Consider the following 22,439-nt stretch of genomic DNA (forward strand, 5'->3'; position numbering starts at 1 on the left):
AAAGGCAGAAGGAAGAAAAGCCATGACGCTTGCCCTCCAGACAGCGCAAACAGAGGCCCGGCGCGGTTTCTGGACAATGGCGCGCCGTGACGCCGCGATCGGATATCTGTTCATCGCGCCGCAACTCATCGGTATCGTCGTTTTCGTGCTCGTCCCGCTGGTACTGGTCTTCTGGTATTCGCTGCATGAGTGGAACGTGCTGGCGGGATCTTTCCGGTTCACCGGCCTTGCCAATTACCAGAAGCTGCTCAGCGATCCGGCCATAGGCGAAGTGATGGCCGTGACCGCCGTGTTCTCCGCCGGGCTTGCCCTGCTCAATATGAGCCTGGCGCTGGGACTTGCCTTGCTGTTGAACCAGAAGCTCGCCTTCATGACACTGTTCCGCACGCTGTTCTTTTCTCCTGTCGTGGTGTCGCTGGTCGCCTGGACAATCGTCTGGAGTTTCTTGCTGCAGAATAATGGCGGCATCAACGGCCTCCTGCAAATGATCGGCGTCGAGGGTCCCAACTGGCTGCGCCACCCCACGACAGCGATGATCTCGGTCATCGTCGTGCAGGCGCTCAAGAATCTCGGCCTCAACATGATCCTGTTTCTCGCAGCACTGCAGGGCGTGCCGCGGGAACTGTTCGAAGCCGCGCGCGTCGACGGTGTGCCGCGCTTCAAGCAGTTCTATCGCATTACCCTGCCGATGATCAGCCCGACGATCCTGCTCGCCTCCATCGTCACCATCGTCGGCGCGTTGCAGGTCTTTGCGCAGATCATGATCCTCACTCAGGGCGGACCGGGTTTTTCCACGACGGTTCTCGTTTATTACCTCTATCAGCAGGCCTTCCAGTTCTACCTCTTCGGTTACGGTTCGACACTCTCCATCATCCTGCTGGTCATTGTCGGCGCTCTCACCTTCATCCAATGGCACTTGCGCAGAAAGTTCGTATTCTATGAAAACTGAGCTCAGCCCACGCGCGCAGGCGCTGATCTATTTCATACTCTGCGTGCTGCTTGTCCCCTTCGTCTTTCCGACCTGGTGGATGGTGACGTCGTCGGTCAAACCCGTCAGCCAGATATTTGCCTTTCCGCCGGACATCTGGCCACGCGCCTTCGATTTTTCGTCCTATTCCGACGTTTTCAGAATACAGCCCTTCGCGCTGCAATACTGGAACTCCGCCTATATCGCCGCAATCGTCACCATCGGCACCATGGCAGTAGCGTCGATGGCCGGATATGCCTTCGCGCGCATCAGGTTCCCCTTCGCCAACGCCATCTTCATGGTGGTGCTGGTGGGGTTGCTGATCCCGTCCGAAGTGACGCTGGTTCCGCTGTTCCGGATGTTTCTCAAATGGGGCATGATCAACACACACTGGCCGCTGATCCTGGTGCCGATCTTCGGTGCGCCGGCGGTCTTCGCCACCTTCATCATGCGCCAGTTCTTCATCTCCCTGCCCGTGGAACTGGAGGAGGCCGCGCGGGTCGATGGCCTCGGCCGGTTGAAGATATTCTGGACCATCGCTCTGCCGCTTGCCCGTCCGGCGCTGGCCGCCGTTGCGATCTTCACATTTCTCGGCAGCTGGAACCTCTATCTCGAACCCATCGTCTTTCTTTCCAGCCCCGACAGGTTCACCCTGCCCCAGGCACTGACACAATTTACCGACGCCTATGGCGGACCGATGTGGAACATCCAGCTTGCCGCAGCAACGATGACCGCCATTCCCGTACTCGTCGTCTTCATCGTCGCGCAGAAACAATTCGTCGAAGGCCTCGCCCATACCGGGCTCAAAGGCTAATCGAAAGGCTGACCCATGGCACCCGTTACCCTTAGATCCGTCAAGAAAAGCTATGGCGCACTCGCCACCATCCACGGTGTCGATATCGATATTGCCGATGGCGAATTCGTTGTCCTCGTCGGCCCTTCGGGCTGCGGCAAATCCACCCTGCTGCGGATGATCGCGGGCCTTGAAACCGTGACCAGCGGCGATATCTCGATCAGCAGCCGTGTCGTCAACGAGATCGAACCGAAAGACCGCGACATCGCCATGGTCTTCCAGAACTACGCGCTTTATCCGCATATGAGCGTGGCCCGAAACATGGCATTTTCGCTGGAGCATCGCGGCGGCAGCAAGACCGAGATCGCCGAGCGGGTAAACTGGGCAGCGGAGATATTGGGGCTGACGCCATTGCTCGCACGCTTCCCCCGCCAGCTTTCCGGCGGGCAACGGCAGCGTGTCGCCATGGGCCGCGCAATCGTCCGCAATCCTCAGGTTTTTCTGTTCGACGAACCGCTCAGCAATCTCGATGCCAAGCTGCGTGTGGTGATGCGCGGTGAAATCAAGGCGTTGCACCAGCGTCTGGGGGTCACGACCGTTTATGTCACGCATGATCAGGTGGAAGCCATGACCATGGCCGACAAGATCGTGGTGATGAATGCCGGACGGGTCGAGCAATGCGGGGCGCCGCTCGAGCTTTATGACCGGCCCGCCAATCCCTTCGTCGCCGGCTTCATCGGTTCCCCGGCGATGAATTTCATCAAGGGACGACTTACCGCCGATGGCTTCGAGGCTGACGGCGTCGTCCTGCCCCTCCAGCCCGGCCCTGCCACAGGCGAAGCGATCTACGGCATCCGCCCGGAACATTTCGAACTGGTCAACCATGGCCTCACAGCAACCGTTTTATTGGTGGAGCCGATGGGGTCGGAAACGCAGGTCACAATGATGATCGGCGATCACCAGGTCATCGGCGTCTTCCGCGAGCGCGTACAAGCGCAGCCGGGCGCAACCATCCAGGTTCAGCCGGATCTGGCATCGATCCACCTGTTCGATGCCAGGACCAGTCAACGGCTCAACTAGCGGACTGCACGCCGTGACATCGCCTGAATGCAATGATCGCGGAATCGCAGCGCAAGACAGGATTCAATGATTAAAAATCACTGCTTGTGGGAGGCGTTTGGCGTTGAACCTGGGATAGACAGTATGAAATCGACGTGTCAGGTGTTGGAAAGCCGTAATCGGAGGGAGACGCAAATTCGCACGAACGCAACGCGCCGTAGTATCGGTCTGGTCCCTTCCCTCTTTCTCGCCGCCGGGCTGATATTCCAGGCAACGATGGCAGCCGGCCCGGCCCAGGCGGCGGAGAGCGTGACCGTTCCACCTTACGAACCTGCCGTCGGGACTGAGCTTCATTATCGGGTTCAAAAGACGACCGAGACCGATATGTCGCTTTGGTTCGACAAGCCGGAAGCATCATCCGTTGTCATGAGGGGCGATTTCCGTCAATCGGCAACGGTCCTGTCGCGGAACGACGAGGGGATGCGGATGAAATGGAGACTTTCCGCAGACATTCCCCCGGATGCGACGGGTGCTGCGGATTCCTATGCGATGAACGCCATGTTCCGCAATTCGCTCGCCGCTTATGGTGTCGAGGAGCTGGAATTCGACGCGGATCCGAGCGGTGCTCCGACGGCGCTTGTCGGCGCCGATCAGATCATTGCCAATATGGAAATGCTCCTGTCCACGTCCTCGTCGGATAACACGGCCTCCCGCATGCTCCAGACCGTTAAAGGTAATCCTCTTGTCGTTATCACCGTGCTTGCGCCGGAAAGCATGATCCTTGCGCTCGGGCAATCCTCCGAAGCTTTCACGACAGATATCGGGCAGGAATGGACGGTTGCGGGAAGCGAAGAACTGAAGGGGGTGCTCGTTCCGACAAGCACCGTCTGGAAACTCGAAGCCGCCGACAAGGCCCGGCAAACAGCCACATTCAGCGCGACGGTCACCTACGATCCGGCTGCCCTGCTGCAATCCCAGCAATCTTCGATCGATGGCATGATCGCAAGCTTCGCAGACCGGGCGAAACAACTGACCGATGCGCAACTGGCGCAGGCCAGAAGCGCCGGCAAGTCGCGGACTGTGACCTATGTGAATTCAACACGCGACGGCTCGACAATCGAAGTGCTGGAAAACACGGTCGCAAGTGTTGGCGGCATGAAGGTCACCGTGGGTGTGCATATCTGGCGAGAGGATCAGCCACCGGTCCTGCCTGCACCGCATGCCTGGACCGCCGAGACCCTGTCTGGCCAACGCGTTGAGCCGCTACCCAAAAACAATACGCAGGCTTCGATCGATCTGGACCAGTACCGCCCGAAGGCCGACGCCGATACCGCTTCCTCTCCCAACCAGAATGAGGGTGGCACAACCCCTGCCGACAGCGGCGGGGACATTGCACCGATTTCGCTCAAGGTCGCAAAGGTGAAAACCTCGGTCGATCCCGCTGCCGGACCTGCGGTGGAAATTGCCTTGACACCGGAAAGCGCCAAGGCCTTCGAAGATTTCACACGCGCGGCTCTCGGGCAGAAGACCCAGTTGCTGGTTGATGGAGACGTCATCTTCGAACCGGTCGTGAGAGAGCCGATCATGGGCGGCAACGTCACCATCGGTGGCCTTGATTCAGCGCAAGCTTTGGCCGTCGAACGGAAATTGTCGTCTTCCGAGGCCACGATCATTGTCCGGTTGGCGCCATAATCCTGCAAAAAGGGAAATGGCGATCGCTGCTGGTCGCCAAAGGACTCGAGCGAGGCAATAACCGGGAACGATCCGTATCTCCTCAAGACTCTCGTAATGTTAGATGCGAACCGAGGTCTCCTGCGGCGCTCATCATTTGGCGGATGCGCTCAATCAACTCATCAAGAACGGCAATTCTCTGCGCACCGATTGGCCGTATCGCGTAGTAGGACACTTCGATCTTCGGTTCGAATGGTATCGCCACCACTTCGGCACCGGCAGAACGCAGGCTGGTATGATCCACGATGCCAACGCCCATGCCCGCCGATGCAAAGTGGCAGCAGTTCAGCATTGACGTTTCCATCGTGCTTATCGGTTGGTGATCTTCGATTGAGAAGGCGCGGTCGAGTGCCAGCCTGAGCGGAGAATTGCGGCCGGGAATGAGCACTCGTTCATCGAGAAGGTCATTTGGCGTGACGACCCGGCGGGATGCCAGTCGATGATCTGCCGTCATTGCGGCAACGGCATAGGAACTGTGCAGAGGCGTGGCGTTCTTGTCCGCCATTCTGGGAGAACCGAAAACCAGCCCGAGATCGTAGCGGTTCTGGTCGACCATATCCCATATATGCCGGCTGTTTTCGACGTCGATCACCAGCGGAATATCCAGCCGGTCACCAATGGTTTCGACAATCGCCCGATGCAGGTAGGGGCGAACCAGCGACGTCACACTGCCAATGCGCAGAACGGTGTTCTTGTGCGCGCGTATGTCATCGGCGGCCTGAGCAATCTGGTCGAGGCCGAGATAAAGCCGCTCGACCTCCCGATAAAACTGTGTGGCTTCGGCGGTTGGCACCAATCTGGCGCCCACGCGTTCAAACAGCCGCATTTGAACGATCTCTTCGAGATCGCGGATAAGGCGACTGACGGCCGGCTGGGTGACGTTCATGGCTTCGGCCGCGGCAGTAATGCCACCGGTCATCATCACGGCTCGAAACGCTTCGACCTGCCTTGGTTTCAGTCTCACCTGGTTTCCTTCCATAACATTGCGGCATGGCTTAAGTACAAAATGCAATTTTTCTTTTGCCAGGTAAAACGTTAATTCGTCTTTTACCCGCAGGGAGCGCGGGTCGGACAACCTGGAGGAGTCCTCGTCATGAAGTTTTCTGTTTTCGCAGCCGCATTGGCAGCGTCTGTTTTCGCCATGCCGTTCGCGAGCGAGGCCCGGGATCTGACCGTTGGTCTGTCCGCCTCCACGACGTCCATGGACCCGCAATTTTATGTCGTCGGCCCGAACAGTGCGATGGCGCGCAACATTTTCGATGGCCTCGTCAATCAGGACGACAAGCAGCAGATCCAGCCGGCGCTCGCTGTTTCCTGGAAAATCGTCGATGACAAGACCTGGGAATTCAAGCTGCGCGAAGGCGTGAAATTCCACGACGGCAGCGATTTCACCGCTGAAGACGTGGTCGCCAGCATCAAGCGCATTCCACTTGCCTCGACCAACAGCCCAAGCTCGTTTGCCGCTTACGTGAAGGCTATAACCGAGGTCGAAGCCGTCGATCCGCTAACGGTCCGTATCAAGACTGCCGGCCCAACGCCGCTTCTGCTCAACAATCTCAGTCGTATCGCGATGCTTCCGGCCGAAATGGAAAAGGTTACGACGGGCGAAATGAACACCGGCAAGGGTGTTATCGGCACCGGCCCGTTCAAGTTCGTTTCCTGGTCGCCGGACGACAATGTCGTTGTTGCGCGCAATGATGCCTTTTGGGGCGAAAAAGCTGCCTGGGACAAGGTGACCTTCCGGGTCTTCAAGAACCCGAGCGCGCGCGTTGCCGCCATGCTTTCGGGCGATGTCGACATGATCGAAAGCATCCCAACGGCCGATACCCGCCGGCTTGAAGCATCCGACAAGCTCAAGGTCGTCAACATTGCCGGCAACCGCATCATGTATCTGCACATGGACCAAGCCCGCGAAGAATCGCCTTTCGCCAAGGGTCCGGATGGCAAGAACCCGCTCCTGAAACCGGAAGTGCGCCGCGCTCTATCCCTGTCGATCAACCGCGAAGCGCTGGTCGACCGCATCATGGACGGGCAGGGCGTGCCGGCCGGCCAGGTCGTGCCGGAAGGTTATTTCGGTTACGATCCGGCCATCAAGGTCGATGCCTATGACCCGAACAAGGCTAAGGAACTGCTGGCGAAAGCGGGTTATCCCGACGGTTTCCAGCTGACCTTCCATGCATCGAACGACCGTTATCCTAATGACAGCAAGGTTGCGCAGGCTATCGGCCAGTTCTTCAGCCGCGTTGGCGTGAAAACGGAAGTCGCAACGCTGCCGGGCAGCGTCTATTTCACACGCGCCTCGAACCTCGAGTTTTCGTTCATCATGGGCGGCGCCGCCGTCGAAACAGGTGAGGCTTCGGGCGTTCTTGGACCGATCCTCGAGACCTACGGCGAAAAGGCCGGTCAGGGCAATCGCGGTCGTTATTCCAACCCGGAATTCGACAAGGCCCTGAACGAAGCCCGCTCGACGCTCGACGACGCCAAGCGTGAGGAACTTCTGAAGAAGGCCACGGAAATCGCGATGACGGATCTCGGTGTCATTCCGGTTTTCTATCTCGCCAACACCTGGGCGGTGAAGAGCGATATCAACTATGCGGGTCGTTCCGACGGTTACACGCTTCCCTATTACGTGAAACCGAACTGATCGAAAAAAGGAGCAATCCACCATGTCTTTCAGCGGTGTATTTCCCTATCTCGTTTCCCCGGTCGATAGCGCCGGCGAGGTGATGCCAGGTGTGCTGACGGATCTGGTGGACCACCTCATCGACGCGGGCGTGCATGGTCTGACGCCGCTCGGCAGCACCGGTGAATTTGCCTATCTCTCCCAGGAGCAAAGACGCCGCGTCGTCGATACCGTGATCTCGGCCAATCGCGGCCGGGTTCCCGTTGTCGCCGGCGTGGCGTCGACTTCCACTGCCGACGCCGTTGCCCAGACGGAATATATGGTCGCGGCCGGTGCGGATGGCATTCTGGCGATCCTCGAAGCTTATTTTCCGGTGAGCGACGAGGGTGTGGAAGCCTATTTCACTGCGATCGCCAGGGCGGCCAAGGGCCGCCCGGTGGTGCTCTATACCAATCCGCAATTCCAGCGTTCCGATCTTTCGTTGCCCGTTATCGAGCGACTGAGCCGGGTCGATAATATCCGCTACATCAAGGACGCCTCGACCAATACGGGGCGCCTGCTTTCCATCATCGAGCGGACCCGCGGCCGGATGGAGGTGTTTGCAGCCTCCGCGCACATCCCGGTCTGCGTGATGATGATTGGCGGCGTGGGCTGGATGGCCGGTCCGGCCTGCATCGTGCCCAAGCAGAGCATTGCGCTCTATGAGGCGGCCAGGGCCGGTGACTGGACGCGTGCGATGGACCTTCAGCGACCGATGTGGAAGGTCAACGAGATTTTCGCGAAATATTCGATCGCCGCCTGCATCAAGACGGCGCTCGATCTGCAGGGTTTTGCCGTCGGTGCGCCGATGCATCCGCAAATGCCGCTCGGCGAAGCCGCGCGAGCGGAAATCGCCAGTGTGCTGCGCGATGTCGGCGCGCTCTGAGTTTTCTGATCCCACACATTGAAGGCATTGAGAATGAAGCCGATTTCGATCATCGTCGATTGTGATCCCGGTATCGATGACACGATTGCCCTATTGACCGCATTCGTGTCGCCGGAACTTAAGATTCTGGGCATCACGCCGGTCTGTGGCAACCAGCCGCTGGAGCGCACGGTGCGCAATGCGCTGCAGGTCTGCGAACTCGGCAATCGTGCCGACATCCCGGTCTATGCCGGCTGCTTCCGGCCGATGCTGCGCGAGCCGATCCATGGCCAGTTTCATGGCAAGACCGGTCTCGGCAACACCGTATTGCCGGAACCGGTGAAGAAGGCGGAAGAGACGTCCGCCGTCGATTTCCTGATCGACGCGCTGGGCAAGGCCGCCGAACAGGGCGAGCGTATCACGCTCTGCTGCCTGGGACCGCTCACCAATGTCGCGGTTGCCTTGCGCATGAAGCCACAGATTGCCGAAGGCATCGAACGCATCGTCATGATGGGCGGCGCTTATCGCGAACCGGGCAACCGCACCATGACCTCGGAATTCAACGTTCTGGCCGACCCGCATGCCGCACATGTGGTGTTTTCGAGCGGAATTCCGCTTGTTGCCCTGTCGCTGGATGCCACGCATCAGGTCATGTTGAAGCCGGAGCATGTCGCCGAATTTTCGCGTGTCAGCGGCCGTATTTCCGAAACATTGGCCGAGTTGATGGCGTTTTGGGATCGCAACGATGTGCGCCGTTATGGTTCGCGTGGCGGCCCGCTGCACGATCCCCTGGTCATGGCCTATATTCTTGCGCCACATCTGTTCGAAACCCAGAGGGCACGCGTTTTCGTCGAGTATGAAAGCGAGCTTTGCATGGGCCAGACGATTGCCGACTGGTACGGCAAGAGCGGCCTGGAGCCGAATGCCGACATCGTCACCAAGGTCGATGCGGAAGGCGTGATCGCTTTCTTCCTCGAGCGCCTGTCGCGTTATGCCGAAAAGGTCGTCGCATGAAACCCCACAAGGTCATCATCGATGCGGATCCGGGCGTGGACGATGCCGCCGCCATTCTGATGGCGCTTGCCTCGCCGGAAATCGAGGTTCTGGGACTGTCCATTGTCGCCGGCAATGTGCCGCTTCGCGATACGGTCGCCAATGCCTGCAAGCTGGTCGGCGTGAGCGGACGGCGTGATGTGCCGGTTTATGCCGGTGCCAGCGGTCCGCTGGTGCGCGAACAGGTCTATGGGAAATACGCCCGCATCGGCGCTTTCGACGATACGCTGGTCAAGGCCGGCGATATCGTTGCGGCGGAAGAAAACGCGGTGCGGTTCATCGTCCGCACGGCGCGGGCGGCGGCAGCGGCAGGCGAGCCGGTCACCATCTGCGCTATCGGGCCGATGACCAATGTGGCGCTGGCGTTGATCCAGCATCCGGACGTTGCCCGCGGCATCCGCCGGATCGTTTCGATGGGGGGCGCTTTCACCGCACTTGGCCATCGCACGCCATGGGCCGAATTCAACGTCTATGCCGATCCGCACGCCGCCGAAATCGTCTTCCAGTCCGGCGTTCCGATTGTGTTGATGCCGCTCGACATGACCTTCCAGGCGCTGTTTACGGCCAAACATTTTGAACGGTTCCGTGCCGGCGGCGAAGCGGGCGATGCCCTTTTCAATCTTTTCTCGACCTTCGACCGCAGTGACGTCAAACGTTTCGGTCGACCGGGCGGACCGATCCACGATGCGACGACGATCGCGTGGCTGATCCGACCTGAATTGTTCACCAGCCGCGAGGCTTTTGTCGGCGTTGAGGTCACCGGCCTCACGATGGGTTACACCTATGCCGATTTCTACAAGAAGATGGACCGGGCGGCGAACACCACCGTCGTCACCGATGTCAACGAGGCCGGTTTCATCGAATTGCTGATCGAGCGCATCGCCCGCCATGGCGGTGCAGCGCTCGGCAGAAAAACCCTGGGAGGCTCAAGCTCATGCGCGGATATCTTCTAAGCCGGTCGCTACAAACCGTGCTCACGCTTTTTGTCATGTCGGTTCTGGTCTTTGTCGGCCTCTATCTCGTCGGCAATCCGGTTGACGTTCTGCTGAGCCCGACTGCGACACCGGCGGAACGCCTGCAGGTCATCCAGTCCTTCGGCCTCGACAAGTCGGTTTGGGAACAATACTGGCTGTTCCTCACGCAAGCGCTTTCCGGCGATCTCGGCAATTCCTTTGTGTTCAACCAGCCGGCGCTGACCCTGATTTTGAACCGCATGCCGGCAACGCTGGAACTTGCCTTCGTCGCGCTGTTCATGGCGCTTGTTATCGGCATTCCGCTCGGCGTTTATGCCGGCCTCAAGCCGAAGGGCTTTATTTCCAAGTCGATCATGACCTTCTCGATCCTCGGTTTCAGTCTGCCGACGTTCTGGATCGGGCTCGTCATGATCATGCTGTTCAGCGTCTATTTAGGCTGGTTGCCCGCATCGGGTCGCGGTGAGACTGTCAACGTCCTTGGCGTGCCGCTCAGCCTCTTCACGTTCGATGGCTTGACGCATCTGCTGCTGCCGGCCTTCAATCTGGCGCTGTTCAAGATTTCGCTGGTCATCCGTCTTACACGCGCCGGCGTGATGGAAACCATGCAGCTCGATTTCGTTCGTTTCGCCCGCGCCAAGGGTCTGCCGGAACGCCGTATCGTCACCGTGCATGTGCTGAAGAACACGCTGATCCCGTTGATCACCGTCATCGGTCTGGAACTTGGCTCGCTGATCGCTTTCGCTGTCGTCACGGAAACGATCTTTGCCTGGCCGGGCATGGGCAAGCTGATCATCGACGCCATCGGCGTTCTCGACCGTCCCGTCATCCTCGCCTACCTGATGATCACCGTGGTGATGTTCAGCATCATCAATCTTCTGGTCGACATTCTGTACTCCATCGTCGACCCCCGCGTTCGCCTTGAGGGGAATTCGTGATGACCGACAACAACAGCTCGACCGTTTCGGTTCATGCCGCCGCAAACAGCGGCGCGAAACCCACCTCGCGTTCCCCCGCACGGGAGGTTGTCCATGCGCTGCTGCACGACAAGCTCGCGCTCGTCGGCATCATACTGGTGACGATCTTTATCGTGGCTGCCATCTTCGCACCGGTCATCGCGCCGCAAAACCCGTATGATCTGGCTCAGCTCGACATTCTCGACGGTCGCCTGCCACCGGGTTCGGAAAGCATGTCGGGCATGACCTATCTGATCGGCACCGACACGCAGGGTCGCGACCTGTTCAGCGCCATTCTCTATGGCCTGCGCACCAGTATCCTCGTCGGCCTCTCCAGTGCGGCAATCGCGCTCGTCATCGGCGCATCGATCGGCCTCACCAGCGCTTATGTCGGCGGCCGGCTGGACTCGGTGCTGATGCGTATCGTCGATATCCAGCTCAGCTTCCCCGCGATCCTGATTGCGCTGATTTTCCTCGCCATTCTCGGCCAGGGCGTCGACAAGATCATTCTGGCGCTGGTGGTGACGCAATGGGCTTATTATGCCCGCACGATCCGCGGTTCGGCGCTGGTCGAGCGCAAACGCGCCTATGTCGATGCCGCCCGCTCGATGGCGCTGCCGGACCGCAACATCCTGTTCCGGCACATCCTGCCGAACTGCCTGCCGCCGCTGATCGTCGTCGCCACCATGCGCGTCGCTTATGCCATCATGCTGGAAGCAACGCTTTCCTTCCTCGGCATCGGCCTGCCGGTGACGGAACCGTCCCTTGGTCTGCTGATCTCGAACGGCTTCGAATACCTGCTTTCCGGTGATTACTGGATCAGCCTATTCCCGGGCATCGCCCTTCTGTTGCTCATCGTCGCGATCAACCTGATCGGCGATTCCCTGCGCGACATCCTCAATCCGCGTCGTGAGGGCTAAGATCATGACCAATCCAATTCTTTCGATTTCCAATCTCAACACGGCCTTCCGCGTCGGTGGTGAGTGGCGCAATGTCGTGCATGATGTCAGCTTCGATATCGCGCCGAAGGAAACCGTCGCCGTTGTCGGTGAATCCGGTTCGGGCAAGAGCGTCACGGCGATGTCGATCATGCGGCTTCTGTCGCCGGGCAATTCGCGCGTGGCCGGAAAGATCGAGTTCGAGGGCAAGGATCTTCTGTCGATCCCGCTTGAAGACATGCAGAAAATCCGCGGCAATCGCATTGGCATGATCTTTCAGGAGCCGATGACCTCGCTCAACCCGGTGCTGAAGATCGGTGCGCAGATCACCGAGGTCCTGCGCCAGCATCGCGGCATGACGGAGACCGAAGCGCAGGCGGAAGCCGTGCGGCTTCTGGAAAAGGTCCGCATTCCTTCGGCAAAGTCGCGGCTTAACGAATACCCGATGAACTTTTCGGGCGGCATGCGTCAGCGTGTCGTTATCGCGATTGCGCTTGCCTGCGACCCCAAGCTGCTGATCGCCGACGAACCGACGACGGCGCTCGATGTGACCATCCAGGCGCAGATCCTCGAACTCATCAAGACACTACAGGAAGAGGAAGGCATGTCCGTTCTCTTCATCACCCATGACATGGGCGTTGTTGCGGAAATATCCGACCGTACGGTGGTGATGTATCGTGGCGAACAGGTTGAGACCGGCACGACGCATGATCTCTTTGCCGGCGCCAAACATCCCTATACCCGCGCGCTGTTGTCGGCAGTACCGCAGCTTGGCTCGATGACCGGCAAGGATCGCCCGTTGCGCTTCCCGCAGGTGGACATGGCAACCGGGGAGATTCAGCCGGTCAAGCCGACCGAGGATACGGTCAAGCGCAATCACCCACCGATCCTCAAGGTCGACAACCTGATTACGCGCTTTCCGATCCGGAAGGGCTTCCTGCGCAAGACCATCGGCTGCATCCACGCGGTCGAAGGCGTATCGCTGGAACTGCGTCAGGGGGAAACCCTGTCGCTGGTCGGCGAATCCGGTTGCGGTAAATCTACCACCGGCCGCTCGATCATTCGGCTGACCGATGCGGTATCCGGTGAAGTACAGATCGGCGGCAAAAATGTACTCACGGCCGGCAAGAGCGATCTCGCCGATATCCGCCGCGAAGCGCAGATGATCTTCCAGGACCCGTTCGAAAGCCTCAATCCGCGTATCCGCGTCGGCCAGGCGATCGCCGAGCCGATCATCACCCATGGTCTGGCGCCAGCTTCGCAAGCGCGTCAGCGCGTTGGTGACCTTCTGGAACGTGTCGGCCTTTCCGCTTCGATGGCGGACCGCTTCCCGCACGAATTTTCCGGCGGCCAGCGTCAACGCGTCTGTATCGCCCGCGCCCTTGCGCTCGAACCGAAGCTCCTGATTGCCGACGAGTCGGTGTCCGCGCTCGATGTCTCGGTCAAGGCGCAGGTCATCAATCTGATGCTCGACCTTCAGGAAAAATACGGCCTCGGCTATCTCTTCATCAGCCATGACATGGCGGTTGTCGAGCGCATCAGCCACCGCGTCGCCGTGATGTATCTCGGAGAGATCGTCGAAATTGGCCCGCGTCAGGCCGTCTTCGAAAACCCGCAGCATGAATATACCAAGCGGCTGATGGCGGCGGTCCCGATTGCCGATCCCTCGCGCCGACAGACACGCCGTATCTCCAACGACGAGATCAAAAGCCCGTTCCGCGCTGCCGATTATGTGCCGCCGAAGCGGACCTATGAAGAAGCCGGCGAAGGCCACTTCGTTCAGATCGCTTAAGGAAACCGCGTCATGATCATCACCTTCGGCTCAATCAATGTCGACTTCGTTTATGAGGTCGAGGACATGCCGCAGCCGGGCCAGACGCTGCTTGCCAAAGGTTTCCGCACGGAAGCCGGTGGCAAAGGCGCCAATCAGGCGCTTGCAGCGGCCCGGGACGGAGCCGAGGTGGTAATGGTGGGTGCGGTCGGGCAGGATGGTCTGGCCGAGATCGGCTTGCAGAACCTGAAGACGGCAACGGATATCAGCCGCGTCGCCTCTCTTGGCGAACCGACCGGCAATGCCTCGATCCATATCGACGCCAAGGGTCGGAATATGATTGTGGTGGCGGCTGGCGCCAACCTCGCGGTTTCTTCGAATTGCGTGGAGGAGGATCTGTTGCAGCGGGCCAATGTCGTGCTCATGCAAATGGAAAACGATGTGGCCGAAGTGGAAAAGCTCATCCGCCGCACGCATGCCTCAAGGGCCACCTCGATCCTCAACCTCGCACCGGCATTTCCTTTGTCGGAAGAAGTTCTGTCTTTATGCGATCTGATTGCCGTCAATGAAGACGAAGCCGAGGCTTTGGCGGGTTGGCTCGGTTGCGATGCATCGGCAGAGGCCTTGTCTGTGCGTCTTGGCACCGGCGTTCTGCGCACACTCGGCGGGGATGGCGCGGAAGCCTGCGCGTTTGGCGAATATGTTCGTATCGCGGCCATGTCCGTCGACGTAAAGGACACAACGGCAGCGGGCGATTGTTTCGTCGGCGTGTTTGCCTCAGGACTTGACTCCGGCTTGCCGCTGAAGGCGGCGATGCGGCGGGCGTCGATCGCTGCGGCGCTGACATGCTCGCGAAAAGGCAGTCAGAGCAGTATTCCCGAGCGGGGGGTTACGGATTCCGTCGAAAATAGATGCAACTAACCTGGCCGCATGACGTTGCCGCTCTTTTTTAAGTGGTTCAGGGCCAGAGAAGGCCTGCCACGGCCGTGCTATAATCTATGGTGCCGCCTCCACTGAAAAAGCAGATTTGATGAGTGTTTCGGTATATTCAGCCGTCGGATTGTTGAATATGGCATCCGTTTCCCCTTCCTCCACAATCTTCCCGTTTCTCATGACGATGACGTAATCCGAAATCGCCTTGATGACAGAAAGATCATGGCTGATGAAGATGTAAGAAAGGCCATGCGTCTTCTGCAAATCACGCAGTAGATCGATAACTTGTCCCTGAACGGATCGGTCCAGTGCGGATGTCGGTTCGTCGAGAATGACGACATCCGGTTTGAGGATGATCGCGCGGGCGATTGCGATACGCTGACGTTGTCCGCCCGAGAACTCGTGAGGGTAACGGTTGCGAGCGGCGGGGTCGAGACCGACTTCTTTCAGTGCTTCTATTGCCCGCTTGTCCCGTTCCGCTCGGCTCAGCCGTTGCTCATGCACAAACAGGCCTTCCGTGATGATCTCTCCGACCGTCTGTCTTGGCGAAAGCGAGCCATAGGGGTCCTGGAACACGAGCTGCAGACGCCGCCGCAATGGCCGCATTGCCTTCCGATCAAGTCCGGTAATTTCCCGCCCGCCGAAGAAAATGCGTCCATCTGCCACAATTAGACGCAGAAGCGCACGACCGAGCGTAGACTTGCCTGACCCGGATTCACCGACGATGCCTATGGTCTGTCCCTGGTGAAGGTTGACATTGACGCCATCGACGGCTCGGAACCTGCGAGACTTCGACAGGAAGCCACCAGGAATCGTATAATCGATCGTCACACCCTGGCCGGAGAGGACGACCGGCGCCTCTGCACTAATGGCCGGCTTGTGCCCGCTGGGTTCCGCATCGAGAAGCATTCTGGTGTAGTCCGCCTGCGGGCGATCGAAGATATCTTCCGTCGTACCGGACTCGACAATCTCCCCACGGCGCATGACAGCCACGCGATTGGCAAAATGGCGGACCACGCCAAGATCGTGCGTGATCAGGACGATGGCCATGCCGAAGCGTTGTTGCAAGGACTTCAGAAGGTCGAGGATCTGCGCCTGGATCGTCACGTCCAGCGCAGTGGTCGGCTCATCCGCAATCAGAATATCCGGTTCATTCGCGAGAGCCATGGCGATCATGACGCGCTGGCGCTGGCCACCGGAAAGTTCGTGGGGATAGCTGTCTATGCGCCGCTCCGGCTCGGGAATTCCCACGAGCTTCAGCAGTTCGAGAACGCGGGCGCGCGCTTCTTTTTTGCTGCCGCCCCTGTGGTGAAGGATCGGTTCGGCGATTTGCGCGCCGATCCTGTAGAGAGGATCGAGCGAGGTCATCGGCTCCTGGAAAATCATGGTGATTTTCGCACCCCGGATATTGTTCAGCTCGCCGACCGGCAGACCGATCAGCTCTCGTCCGCGATATTTTGCCGAGCCTTCAATAACGCCGTTGGATGCTAGCAGCCCCATGATGCCCATCATGGTCTGGCTTTTGCCGGAACCGGATTCTCCGACAACGGCAAGCGTTTCGCCCGGCTTGACGTCAAGATCGATGCCCTTGACGGCTTTCACCGTGCCGTCCGGCGTTGTGAAATCGACCTTGAGATTACGGACGGTGAGGATGGTTTCAGATGTCGTATTCATGTCAACGATCCTTGGGATCGAGTGCATCACGCAACCCGTCACCCACGAAATTCAGCGAAAACAGGGTCAGCACGAAGAAGATCGCCGGAAATATCAGTAGCCAGGGGGCCGATTGGATATTGTTGGCGCCTTCGGAAATCAGCGCACCCCAGCTCGTAAGCGGCGCCTGCACGCCAAGACCGAGGAAGGAGAGGAAGCTTTCCAGAAGAATGACTTTGGGTACGACGACCGTGACGAACACGACGACGGGCCCGATCGTATTCGGGATGATGTGACGGCGGATGATCTGCCAGTCGCTCAAACCCAAAGCCTGTGCGGCGCCCACAAATTCCCGCCGTTTCAAGGCAAGCGTCTGACCGCGGACGATACGCGCCATATCCAGCCATTCCACCGCACCGATGACCAGGAAGATCAGGATGAAGCTGCGGCCGAAAAACACCACCAGGACGACCACCAGAAAGACGAAGGGCAGCGAATAGAGGATTTCGACGAAACGCATCATCACATTGTCGACACGCCCCCCGATATACCCCGCGGTTGCGCCGTAAAGCACGCCGATCCCGAGTGAAACGAGGCTGGCCAGAACGCCGACGGCGATTGAGATTTGCCCCCCCAGCATCACGCGCGCCAGCATGTCGCGACCGTTGGAATCGGTGCCGAAGAAGAAGTATTCGCGGTTGACGTCGCCTTCCAGCTTCAGCGTTCGGCCCTCATCTTCGGTGGCGACGACCTTCGTGTTTTCGAATTCGTTGGCGCGGTCGAAATAACGTGTCGTGCGCGGGTCAATCAGGCTGCTGGAGGTGACGGTTGCCGTGAAGCTTTGCCCTTCGACGGAGAATTCCCTCAGCTCCACGCGCGCCCGGCTGGCAACGCCCTCCATCACGTCTTGCAGGTTGTTCACATCCGGGCGCGGCTCAAGGCTCGGCGGGACGGAGACATAGGACGAAAACACCTGATCATAGGTGTGCGTGAGGAAATGCGGACCGATGAACGAGAAAAGCGTGATCAGCAGCAGCATGACGGAACCTGCCATGGCGGCCTTGTTTCGTCTGAAACGCAGGGCTGCCAGCTGGAACAGGCTTCGGCTTTTTACCAATGGTTGAGGGGCAATATTGCCGGGGATATCAGTCATGTCTGACCCTCGGATCGAGCAGGCCGTAGAGAATATCGACCACGAGATTGAACAGGATGACAAAAATGGCGACGAGAACGACGGTTCCCATCACCAAGGTATAGTCACGATTGATCGCACCAAGAACGAAGTAGCGGCCGACACCCGGGATAGTGAAGATCGTCTCGATGACTGCCGAACCTGTCAACAGCGCTGCGGCGCAGGGAGCCAGATAGGAAACTACCGGAAGCATCGCCGCGCGCATGGCGTGGAATACCACCACGTTGCGCGCCGGAAGGCCATAAGCCTTGGCGGTGCGGATGTGGTCCATCCGCAAAGCCTCGATCATTGCGCCGCGTGTCAGGCGCGCGATGACCGCGAGCTGCGGCAAAGCGAGCGCGATCATCGGAAGGATGAGATATCGCAGCGATCCGTCGCCCCAGCTGCCGGCGGGCAGAAGACCGAGTATGACGGCAAAGACAAGCGTGAGAACCGGTGCGACAACGAAGTTCGGCACGGTAACGCCAACCGTCGAAATCGACATGATCGAAAAATCGAAGGCACTATTCTGCCTCAGCGCAGCCAGAGTACCGGCAAGAACGCCGCCGACCAGCGCCAGCAAAAGAGCATAGCTGCCGAGTTCCAGCGAATAAGGCAGACCCTTGCCGATCAATTGCGCGACGGTATTGTCCTTGTAGACGTAACTCGGACCGAAATCGCCGGTGACGGCGTTACCGAGATAGATGAGATACTGGCGCCATAATGGTTCATCCAGATGATAGGTTCTCATCAGGTTTTCCATCGTCTGCGGCGGCAGGGGACGTTCAAGATTGAACGGACCGCCCGGTGCGAAACGCATCAGGAAAAACGAAATCGTGACGACGATAAACAACGTCGGCACCGCACTCGCCAAACGGCGCAGGATAAACGAGATCATGCTTTTTCGGGCTCCGGCATGGCACGGTGGCGTGAGCCACCGTGCCGACGCTGCTTATTCGGAAACGCTCAGGAAGCGGCTGAGGTGTGCGTTGGCAGCATTATCGACCCAACCCTTGACGCGGTTGGAAACCAGCCAGAGATCGGCCTGCGTCAGAAGCGGAACAACCGGCTGTTCCTTCATGAGGATGGTTTCTGCCTCATGCAGCAGCTTGGAGCGAGCGGCAGGATCCTTCTCGTCGTAGGACTTCTGCATCAGCGCGTCGTATTCGGCGTTGTTGAACTTGGAATAGTTGAAGGTCTTGTTGGAAGATACCGAAAGCGCCAAGAAGTTTTCGGCATCCGCATAGTCGGCAACCCAACCGGCACGCGCCACGTTGAATTTGCCGCCTTCCTGAAGGTAGCCATAGTGCGAGGCGACGTCGAGGTTCACCAGCGACACCTTCGCGCCGAAGGTGTTTTTCCACATATCAGCGATAGCCGTCGCGACGCGTTCATGGTTCGGGTTGGTGTTGTAACGGATTTCGATGGAAAGCGGCTTGCCGCCCTCACCGTAACCAGCGTCCTTCATGAGCTTAAGGGCTTCGTCTTCACGATCAAGCTGAGACAGCGTGGCAAAGTCGGCCTTTGCCGGCTCTTTGTAGGAATCCATGCCCGGAGGAACCATGGAGTAGGCCGGAATCTGAGAACCGCTATAGATTTCCTTGGCGAGGAAATCGCGGTCCACCGCCATGGAGAGCGCCTGACGGACACGGACGTCATTATACGGCGCTTCGCGGGTATCGAAGGTGTAGTAATAGGTGGCAAGCGTCGGCGAAACGTGAACCTGTTCGCCATAGGCCTTGCGCAGACGTTCAATCTGATCCGCGGAAAAGTTGTAGGCGAGGTCCATTTCCTTTGCTTCGAAACGACGAACGGATGCGGCCTGATCGTCGATCGGGTAGAAGATGACCTTGTCGATCTTGGTGTTGGATGCATCCCAGAAACTGGTGTTCTTGACGACCGTCAGGCTGTCATTGGGAACATGCGCTTCGAGTTTATAGGCACCGTTCGAGACCATGACGCCGGGCTTTACGAAGTCGGTGCCATTCTTTTCGTAGCTTGCCTTGGAGATTGGCAGAGCCGCCTGGTGAGAAAGGAGTTCAAGGAAGAAAGGTGTCGGGCGCTCGAGTGTGATCTCAAGGGTCTTGTCATCCACCGCCTTGACGCCAAGCTGGTCAACCGGAACATCGCCCTTGTTGATCTTTTCGGCGTTCTTGATCGGGTAAAGAATATTTGCATATTTTGCGGCGGTCTTCGGGTCTTCGACGCGCTGGTAGGAGAACACAAAATCTCCGGCCGTTACCGGCGTGCCATCCGACCACTTCGCATCCGCACGCAGTTTGAACGTGTAGACGGTACCATCCTCAGACAGTGTCCAGCTTTCCGCCGTACCGGGAACGATCTTGCCGGCGGCATCGTAAATGGTGAGACCTTCATAAAGGTCTTTCAGGATAAAGGCTTCGATGTTGATGGAGGTCTGTGCCTGATCGAGCGTTTGCGGTTCCCCGGCATTGCCGCGGTGTAGAACTGTTTCTGCAAGTGCAGAACTCGCCCCAATCAGAAGCGATCCTACCAGCAGAGTGGCGCGAGTTGTTGTTTTTATGGACATCGTTTCTCTCCCCGTGAAGATTTTGAGTCTACAAACAAGGCGATATTGCTCCGAAGCGCAACAACAATAAATTGTGAGTTGATGGGAAGCCGTGACCTCAGCAGACAAAGAGAACCGCCCAAATGGGACCTGTGATGACTACAGATCGCGATAAGCCACCCCATGTGCTGATGACCTACAGCCGGTTCGAACGCCTTATTGGAAAGCGCCGTAACCTCATCGATGCTCTTTCAATGTCCGGACTGTCGACGACTGACCTGAATACCCCAGAGCAGAAATCGGAACCCGGGGGGTAATACCTGCGCGATACGAACCTTATCTCCGAACCGCGTGGCGTCGAAGACGGTAAGGCAGATGCAAGTGCACTCGCTGGGGGGCCACTATGCAAAAAGGCCCTGCGATCTCTCGCAAGGCCTTGATACTCAAGAATTCGGATGGTGGGCGTGACAGGGATTGAACCTGTGACCCCTACGATGTCAACCATGTTGAAACCTGCGGACACCCTTGTAGAGCAGGAAACGGGATTTGACAAATCTGGCGCATGTTCTCTTTCTGATCACGCATATCATGGGCGTAGTTTGGGCGGGCAAAAAGCCCCGACGGATGATCTGATAAGGCTACTCGACGAGTATCAGCCACGCGTCAGAGAAGCGGCGATATGGCTGTATCTCAATCGCTCGGCCGTGTCAGGTAATGTTCTGGTCGCGCTGCGACGCAAGTTCGCGCTCACAATTATCGAGGCAACAGACGCTGCCCACGCGGCACACAGGCTGACGTATCGATGAATGACAGGCCGGATCTTCCCGGCAAGAATGACTTCGCTATGGCCTTCAAAGCTATCGCGCTGGCCCGTGGATTGTCAGGCGATGCGAAGACCGTAGGTGCGGTTCTGCTTGCACATTTTAATGCTAAGACCGGACAGTGCGACCCCGGAACGGACCGCATTGCGGCTAAGGCTGGCATCAGCACTCGCAACGTTGTGAAGGCCACCAACGCTCTCCATGAGAGCGGATTGGTTGTAAAGACACGCCACGGCGGGAACGGTTTTCGGAGCAGCTACCAGCCGAACTGGGGCAAGTTTCGGGAAGTCGTTGAGGCGTTCGAAAAGGCAGATGGAGCCGCCGAGATAGTGAACAAACGTGCACATACTCAGTGCACAAACGTTCACTTAGACAGTGAACAAACGTTCACCCTAACTCATATAAGGAACTCACCTAAGGAACTCACTGATACTGACGGAGCAAGTGGAAGGGCAGAGCCTCTTTCATCGCCAAGACCAGTCAGACCTGTGTCAGCGGATAGAGTTCAAGGGCTTCTGAGGGACAGCCTGAGGAAAGCCCATCGCCCGAAGCCTCAACTACCATCGGTTGTAGCAGCGCAGGAAGCTGCGAGGCATCGGCTTGAGGATGCGATTGCAGCACTGAGCGAGACCATGCGTAGCGTAATCGACGAGCGCATGACTGCCGAGATCCAGCAAGAAGCCATCGTTGCCGAAGTGAAGCGCCAAGGCGGCGGCATCGCCGTGGTGGTCGAGCGCGTGTCACAGATGCGAAAGCCGGACGGGTGACGTGATGACACCGGTCGCCCCCTCCCCCTCATGGGTCCTTCCCGGCCCCTACCGCCATGCGGGCCGGGACGACCCCGAGAGTTCGCTAGTGAAAGCCGTCAAAAAACTGACCTGACTGACCTGACTGACCTGACTGACCTGACGTGAAACCTGACTGCGTGCGCCCAGAGACAAATTTTTTCAAAAGTGGGGAATTGACACTCACAATTCCTTGGTTCATTTTGGGTATAGATTACTCACATTGATGGTGACGGAAATGTATAACCGAAAAACTCTCTGCATCTTGGCTGATATGAACATCGAGGCTTTCAAAAATGCCGCGAAAGTGGATCGTGATACGGGCCTCGACGATTTGCCAATCATCGCAAATGATGGGTTCGAGGATGACTTGAACGACGTTCACAACCGGAAATCTTATTCTCGCTACACGCCCAAAGACGTACTTGCGGTAGCTGCCGCCGTGCAATTGTCCTCAGGCGGCGGATACATGAAGCGGGGATTGCCGTTTCCCGTCGCATCCCATGTCATCTTGAACAATCGCGGATTTTTGGCTGAAGCGGTTCGTCGGTATTGCGAGACTGGCGCTGTTGAGCTTGTCGGCTATGCTGCCTTGCGCATAGGCGGTCAAAACGTATTCGGCACGCTCGAAGAGATTGCATCAAAGTTTAGCGGAAATGCAGCTGCGGCAATCACTAATCTGCACCTGCTAGCACCGATATGCGTGTTTGAGGCCATCAGCGAGCGGGCGAAGCTGAACGGGATTGATTGGAGCGCTGAAGCTCTCTGGCAGGCGGACTGATT

Annotated in this window: 20 protein-coding genes; 15 read left to right on the top strand and 5 right to left on the bottom strand. The window is 58.3% G+C overall.

The window, feature by feature from the left end; genetic code table 11:
- Window positions 1–22: 22 nt before the first annotated feature.
- From I3J13_RS08960 to I3J13_RS08975, 4 genes are all read left to right on the top strand, one after another.
- Window positions 23–949: a carbohydrate ABC transporter permease gene (locus I3J13_RS08960; protein ID WP_196378592.1), complete on the top strand. Its 927-nt coding sequence runs from the start codon at window positions 23–25 to the stop codon at window positions 947–949.
- Window positions 939–1,781 carry a carbohydrate ABC transporter permease gene (locus tag I3J13_RS08965; RefSeq protein ID WP_059758010.1) on the top strand — a complete coding sequence of 281 codons (843 nt, stop codon included), beginning with the start codon at window positions 939–941 and terminating at the stop codon, window positions 1,779–1,781. Before I3J13_RS08960 ends, I3J13_RS08965 begins: the two co-directional genes overlap by 11 nt.
- A gap of 15 nt (window positions 1,782–1,796) precedes the next feature.
- Window positions 1,797–2,840 (top strand): ABC transporter ATP-binding protein, encoded by a 1,044-nt coding sequence (locus tag I3J13_RS08970; protein ID WP_196378593.1) that lies wholly within the window; start codon window positions 1,797–1,799, stop codon window positions 2,838–2,840.
- Between the two features lie 66 nt (window positions 2,841–2,906).
- A complete protein-coding gene (locus tag I3J13_RS08975; protein ID WP_206696139.1) occupies window positions 2,907–4,511 on the top strand; it encodes a SecDF P1 head subdomain-containing protein in 1,605 nt (534 codons plus the stop codon).
- Between the two features lie 82 nt (window positions 4,512–4,593).
- Here I3J13_RS08975 and I3J13_RS08980 read toward each other — a convergent pair whose 3' ends face one another.
- Window positions 4,594–5,514 carry a LysR substrate-binding domain-containing protein gene (locus I3J13_RS08980; RefSeq protein ID WP_174058247.1) on the bottom strand — a complete coding sequence of 307 codons (921 nt, stop codon included), beginning with the start codon at window positions 5,512–5,514 and terminating at the stop codon, window positions 4,594–4,596.
- Window positions 5,515–5,643: 129 nt separating this feature from the next.
- Here I3J13_RS08980 and I3J13_RS08985 point away from each other — a divergent pair, with 129 nt between their 5' ends.
- The 8 genes from I3J13_RS08985 to I3J13_RS09020 are packed head-to-tail and all read left to right on the top strand — an operon-like array spanning window position 5,644 to window position 14,687.
- A complete protein-coding gene (locus I3J13_RS08985; protein WP_196378595.1) occupies window positions 5,644–7,194 on the top strand; it encodes an ABC transporter substrate-binding protein in 1,551 nt (516 codons plus the stop codon).
- A 22-nt stretch (window positions 7,195–7,216) separates the two neighbouring features.
- Window positions 7,217–8,098 carry a dihydrodipicolinate synthase family protein gene (locus I3J13_RS08990; protein ID WP_196378596.1) on the top strand — a complete coding sequence of 294 codons (882 nt, stop codon included), beginning with the start codon at window positions 7,217–7,219 and terminating at the stop codon, window positions 8,096–8,098.
- 33 nt (window positions 8,099–8,131) lie between these two features.
- Entirely contained in the window at window positions 8,132–9,091 is a 960-nt protein-coding gene (locus tag I3J13_RS08995) for a nucleoside hydrolase (protein ID WP_196378597.1), read from the top strand.
- Entirely contained in the window at window positions 9,088–10,083 is a 996-nt protein-coding gene (locus tag I3J13_RS09000) for a nucleoside hydrolase (RefSeq protein WP_196378598.1), read from the top strand. Before I3J13_RS08995 ends, I3J13_RS09000 begins: the two co-directional genes overlap by 4 nt.
- Window positions 10,065–11,039 (top strand): ABC transporter permease, encoded by a 975-nt coding sequence (locus tag I3J13_RS09005; RefSeq protein ID WP_196378599.1) that lies wholly within the window; start codon window positions 10,065–10,067, stop codon window positions 11,037–11,039. Before I3J13_RS09000 ends, I3J13_RS09005 begins: the two co-directional genes overlap by 19 nt.
- The gene (locus I3J13_RS09010) at window positions 11,039–11,977 is read left to right on the top strand and encodes an ABC transporter permease (protein WP_196378600.1); all 939 of its coding nucleotides are present in this window, start codon (window positions 11,039–11,041) and stop codon (window positions 11,975–11,977) included. Before I3J13_RS09005 ends, I3J13_RS09010 begins: the two co-directional genes overlap by 1 nt.
- 4 nt (window positions 11,978–11,981) lie before the next feature.
- Window positions 11,982–13,787: an ABC transporter ATP-binding protein gene (locus I3J13_RS09015; protein WP_196378601.1), complete on the top strand. Its 1,806-nt coding sequence runs from the start codon at window positions 11,982–11,984 to the stop codon at window positions 13,785–13,787.
- A gap of 12 nt (window positions 13,788–13,799) precedes the next feature.
- Entirely contained in the window at window positions 13,800–14,687 is an 888-nt protein-coding gene (locus I3J13_RS09020) for a ribokinase (protein WP_196378602.1), read from the top strand.
- A gap of 75 nt (window positions 14,688–14,762) precedes the next feature.
- Here the strand turns inward: I3J13_RS09020 and I3J13_RS09025 are convergent, their stop codons facing one another.
- The 4 genes from I3J13_RS09025 to I3J13_RS09040 are packed head-to-tail and all read right to left on the bottom strand — an operon-like array spanning window position 14,763 to window position 20,071.
- Window positions 14,763–16,373 carry an ABC transporter ATP-binding protein gene (locus I3J13_RS09025; RefSeq protein WP_196378603.1) on the bottom strand — a complete coding sequence of 537 codons (1,611 nt, stop codon included), beginning with the start codon at window positions 16,371–16,373 and terminating at the stop codon, window positions 14,763–14,765.
- A 1-nt stretch (window position 16,374) separates the two neighbouring features.
- On the bottom strand, window positions 16,375–17,505 hold the full coding sequence (locus I3J13_RS09030) for an ABC transporter permease (RefSeq protein ID WP_196378604.1): 1,131 nt from the start codon (window positions 17,503–17,505) through the stop codon (window positions 16,375–16,377).
- Complete coding sequence (gene oppB, locus I3J13_RS09035; RefSeq protein WP_035265000.1) at window positions 17,498–18,421, bottom strand: oligopeptide ABC transporter permease OppB; 924 nt, start codon at window positions 18,419–18,421, stop codon at window positions 17,498–17,500. Before oppB ends, I3J13_RS09030 begins: the two co-directional genes overlap by 8 nt.
- A gap of 54 nt (window positions 18,422–18,475) precedes the next feature.
- Entirely contained in the window at window positions 18,476–20,071 is a 1,596-nt protein-coding gene (locus tag I3J13_RS09040) for a peptide ABC transporter substrate-binding protein (protein ID WP_196378605.1), read from the bottom strand.
- A gap of 482 nt (window positions 20,072–20,553) precedes the next feature.
- On the opposite strand from I3J13_RS09040, the gene I3J13_RS09045 reads away from it, so the two are divergent.
- The 3 genes from I3J13_RS09045 (at window position 20,554) to I3J13_RS09055 (ending at window position 22,437) form a co-directional block, all read left to right on the top strand.
- Window positions 20,554–20,856 carry a hypothetical protein gene (locus tag I3J13_RS09045; protein ID WP_196378606.1) on the top strand — a complete coding sequence of 101 codons (303 nt, stop codon included), beginning with the start codon at window positions 20,554–20,556 and terminating at the stop codon, window positions 20,854–20,856.
- On the top strand, window positions 20,853–21,638 hold the full coding sequence (locus I3J13_RS09050) for a helix-turn-helix domain-containing protein (protein WP_196378607.1): 786 nt from the start codon (window positions 20,853–20,855) through the stop codon (window positions 21,636–21,638). Before I3J13_RS09045 ends, I3J13_RS09050 begins: the two co-directional genes overlap by 4 nt.
- A 256-nt stretch (window positions 21,639–21,894) precedes the next feature.
- A complete protein-coding gene (locus I3J13_RS09055; RefSeq protein ID WP_196378608.1) occupies window positions 21,895–22,437 on the top strand; it encodes a hypothetical protein in 543 nt (180 codons plus the stop codon).
- Window positions 22,438–22,439 lie beyond the last annotated feature (2 nt).

It is taken from the genome of Agrobacterium leguminum, assembly GCF_015704895.1.
Classification (GTDB): Bacteria; Pseudomonadota; Alphaproteobacteria; order Rhizobiales; family Rhizobiaceae; genus Agrobacterium; species Agrobacterium leguminum.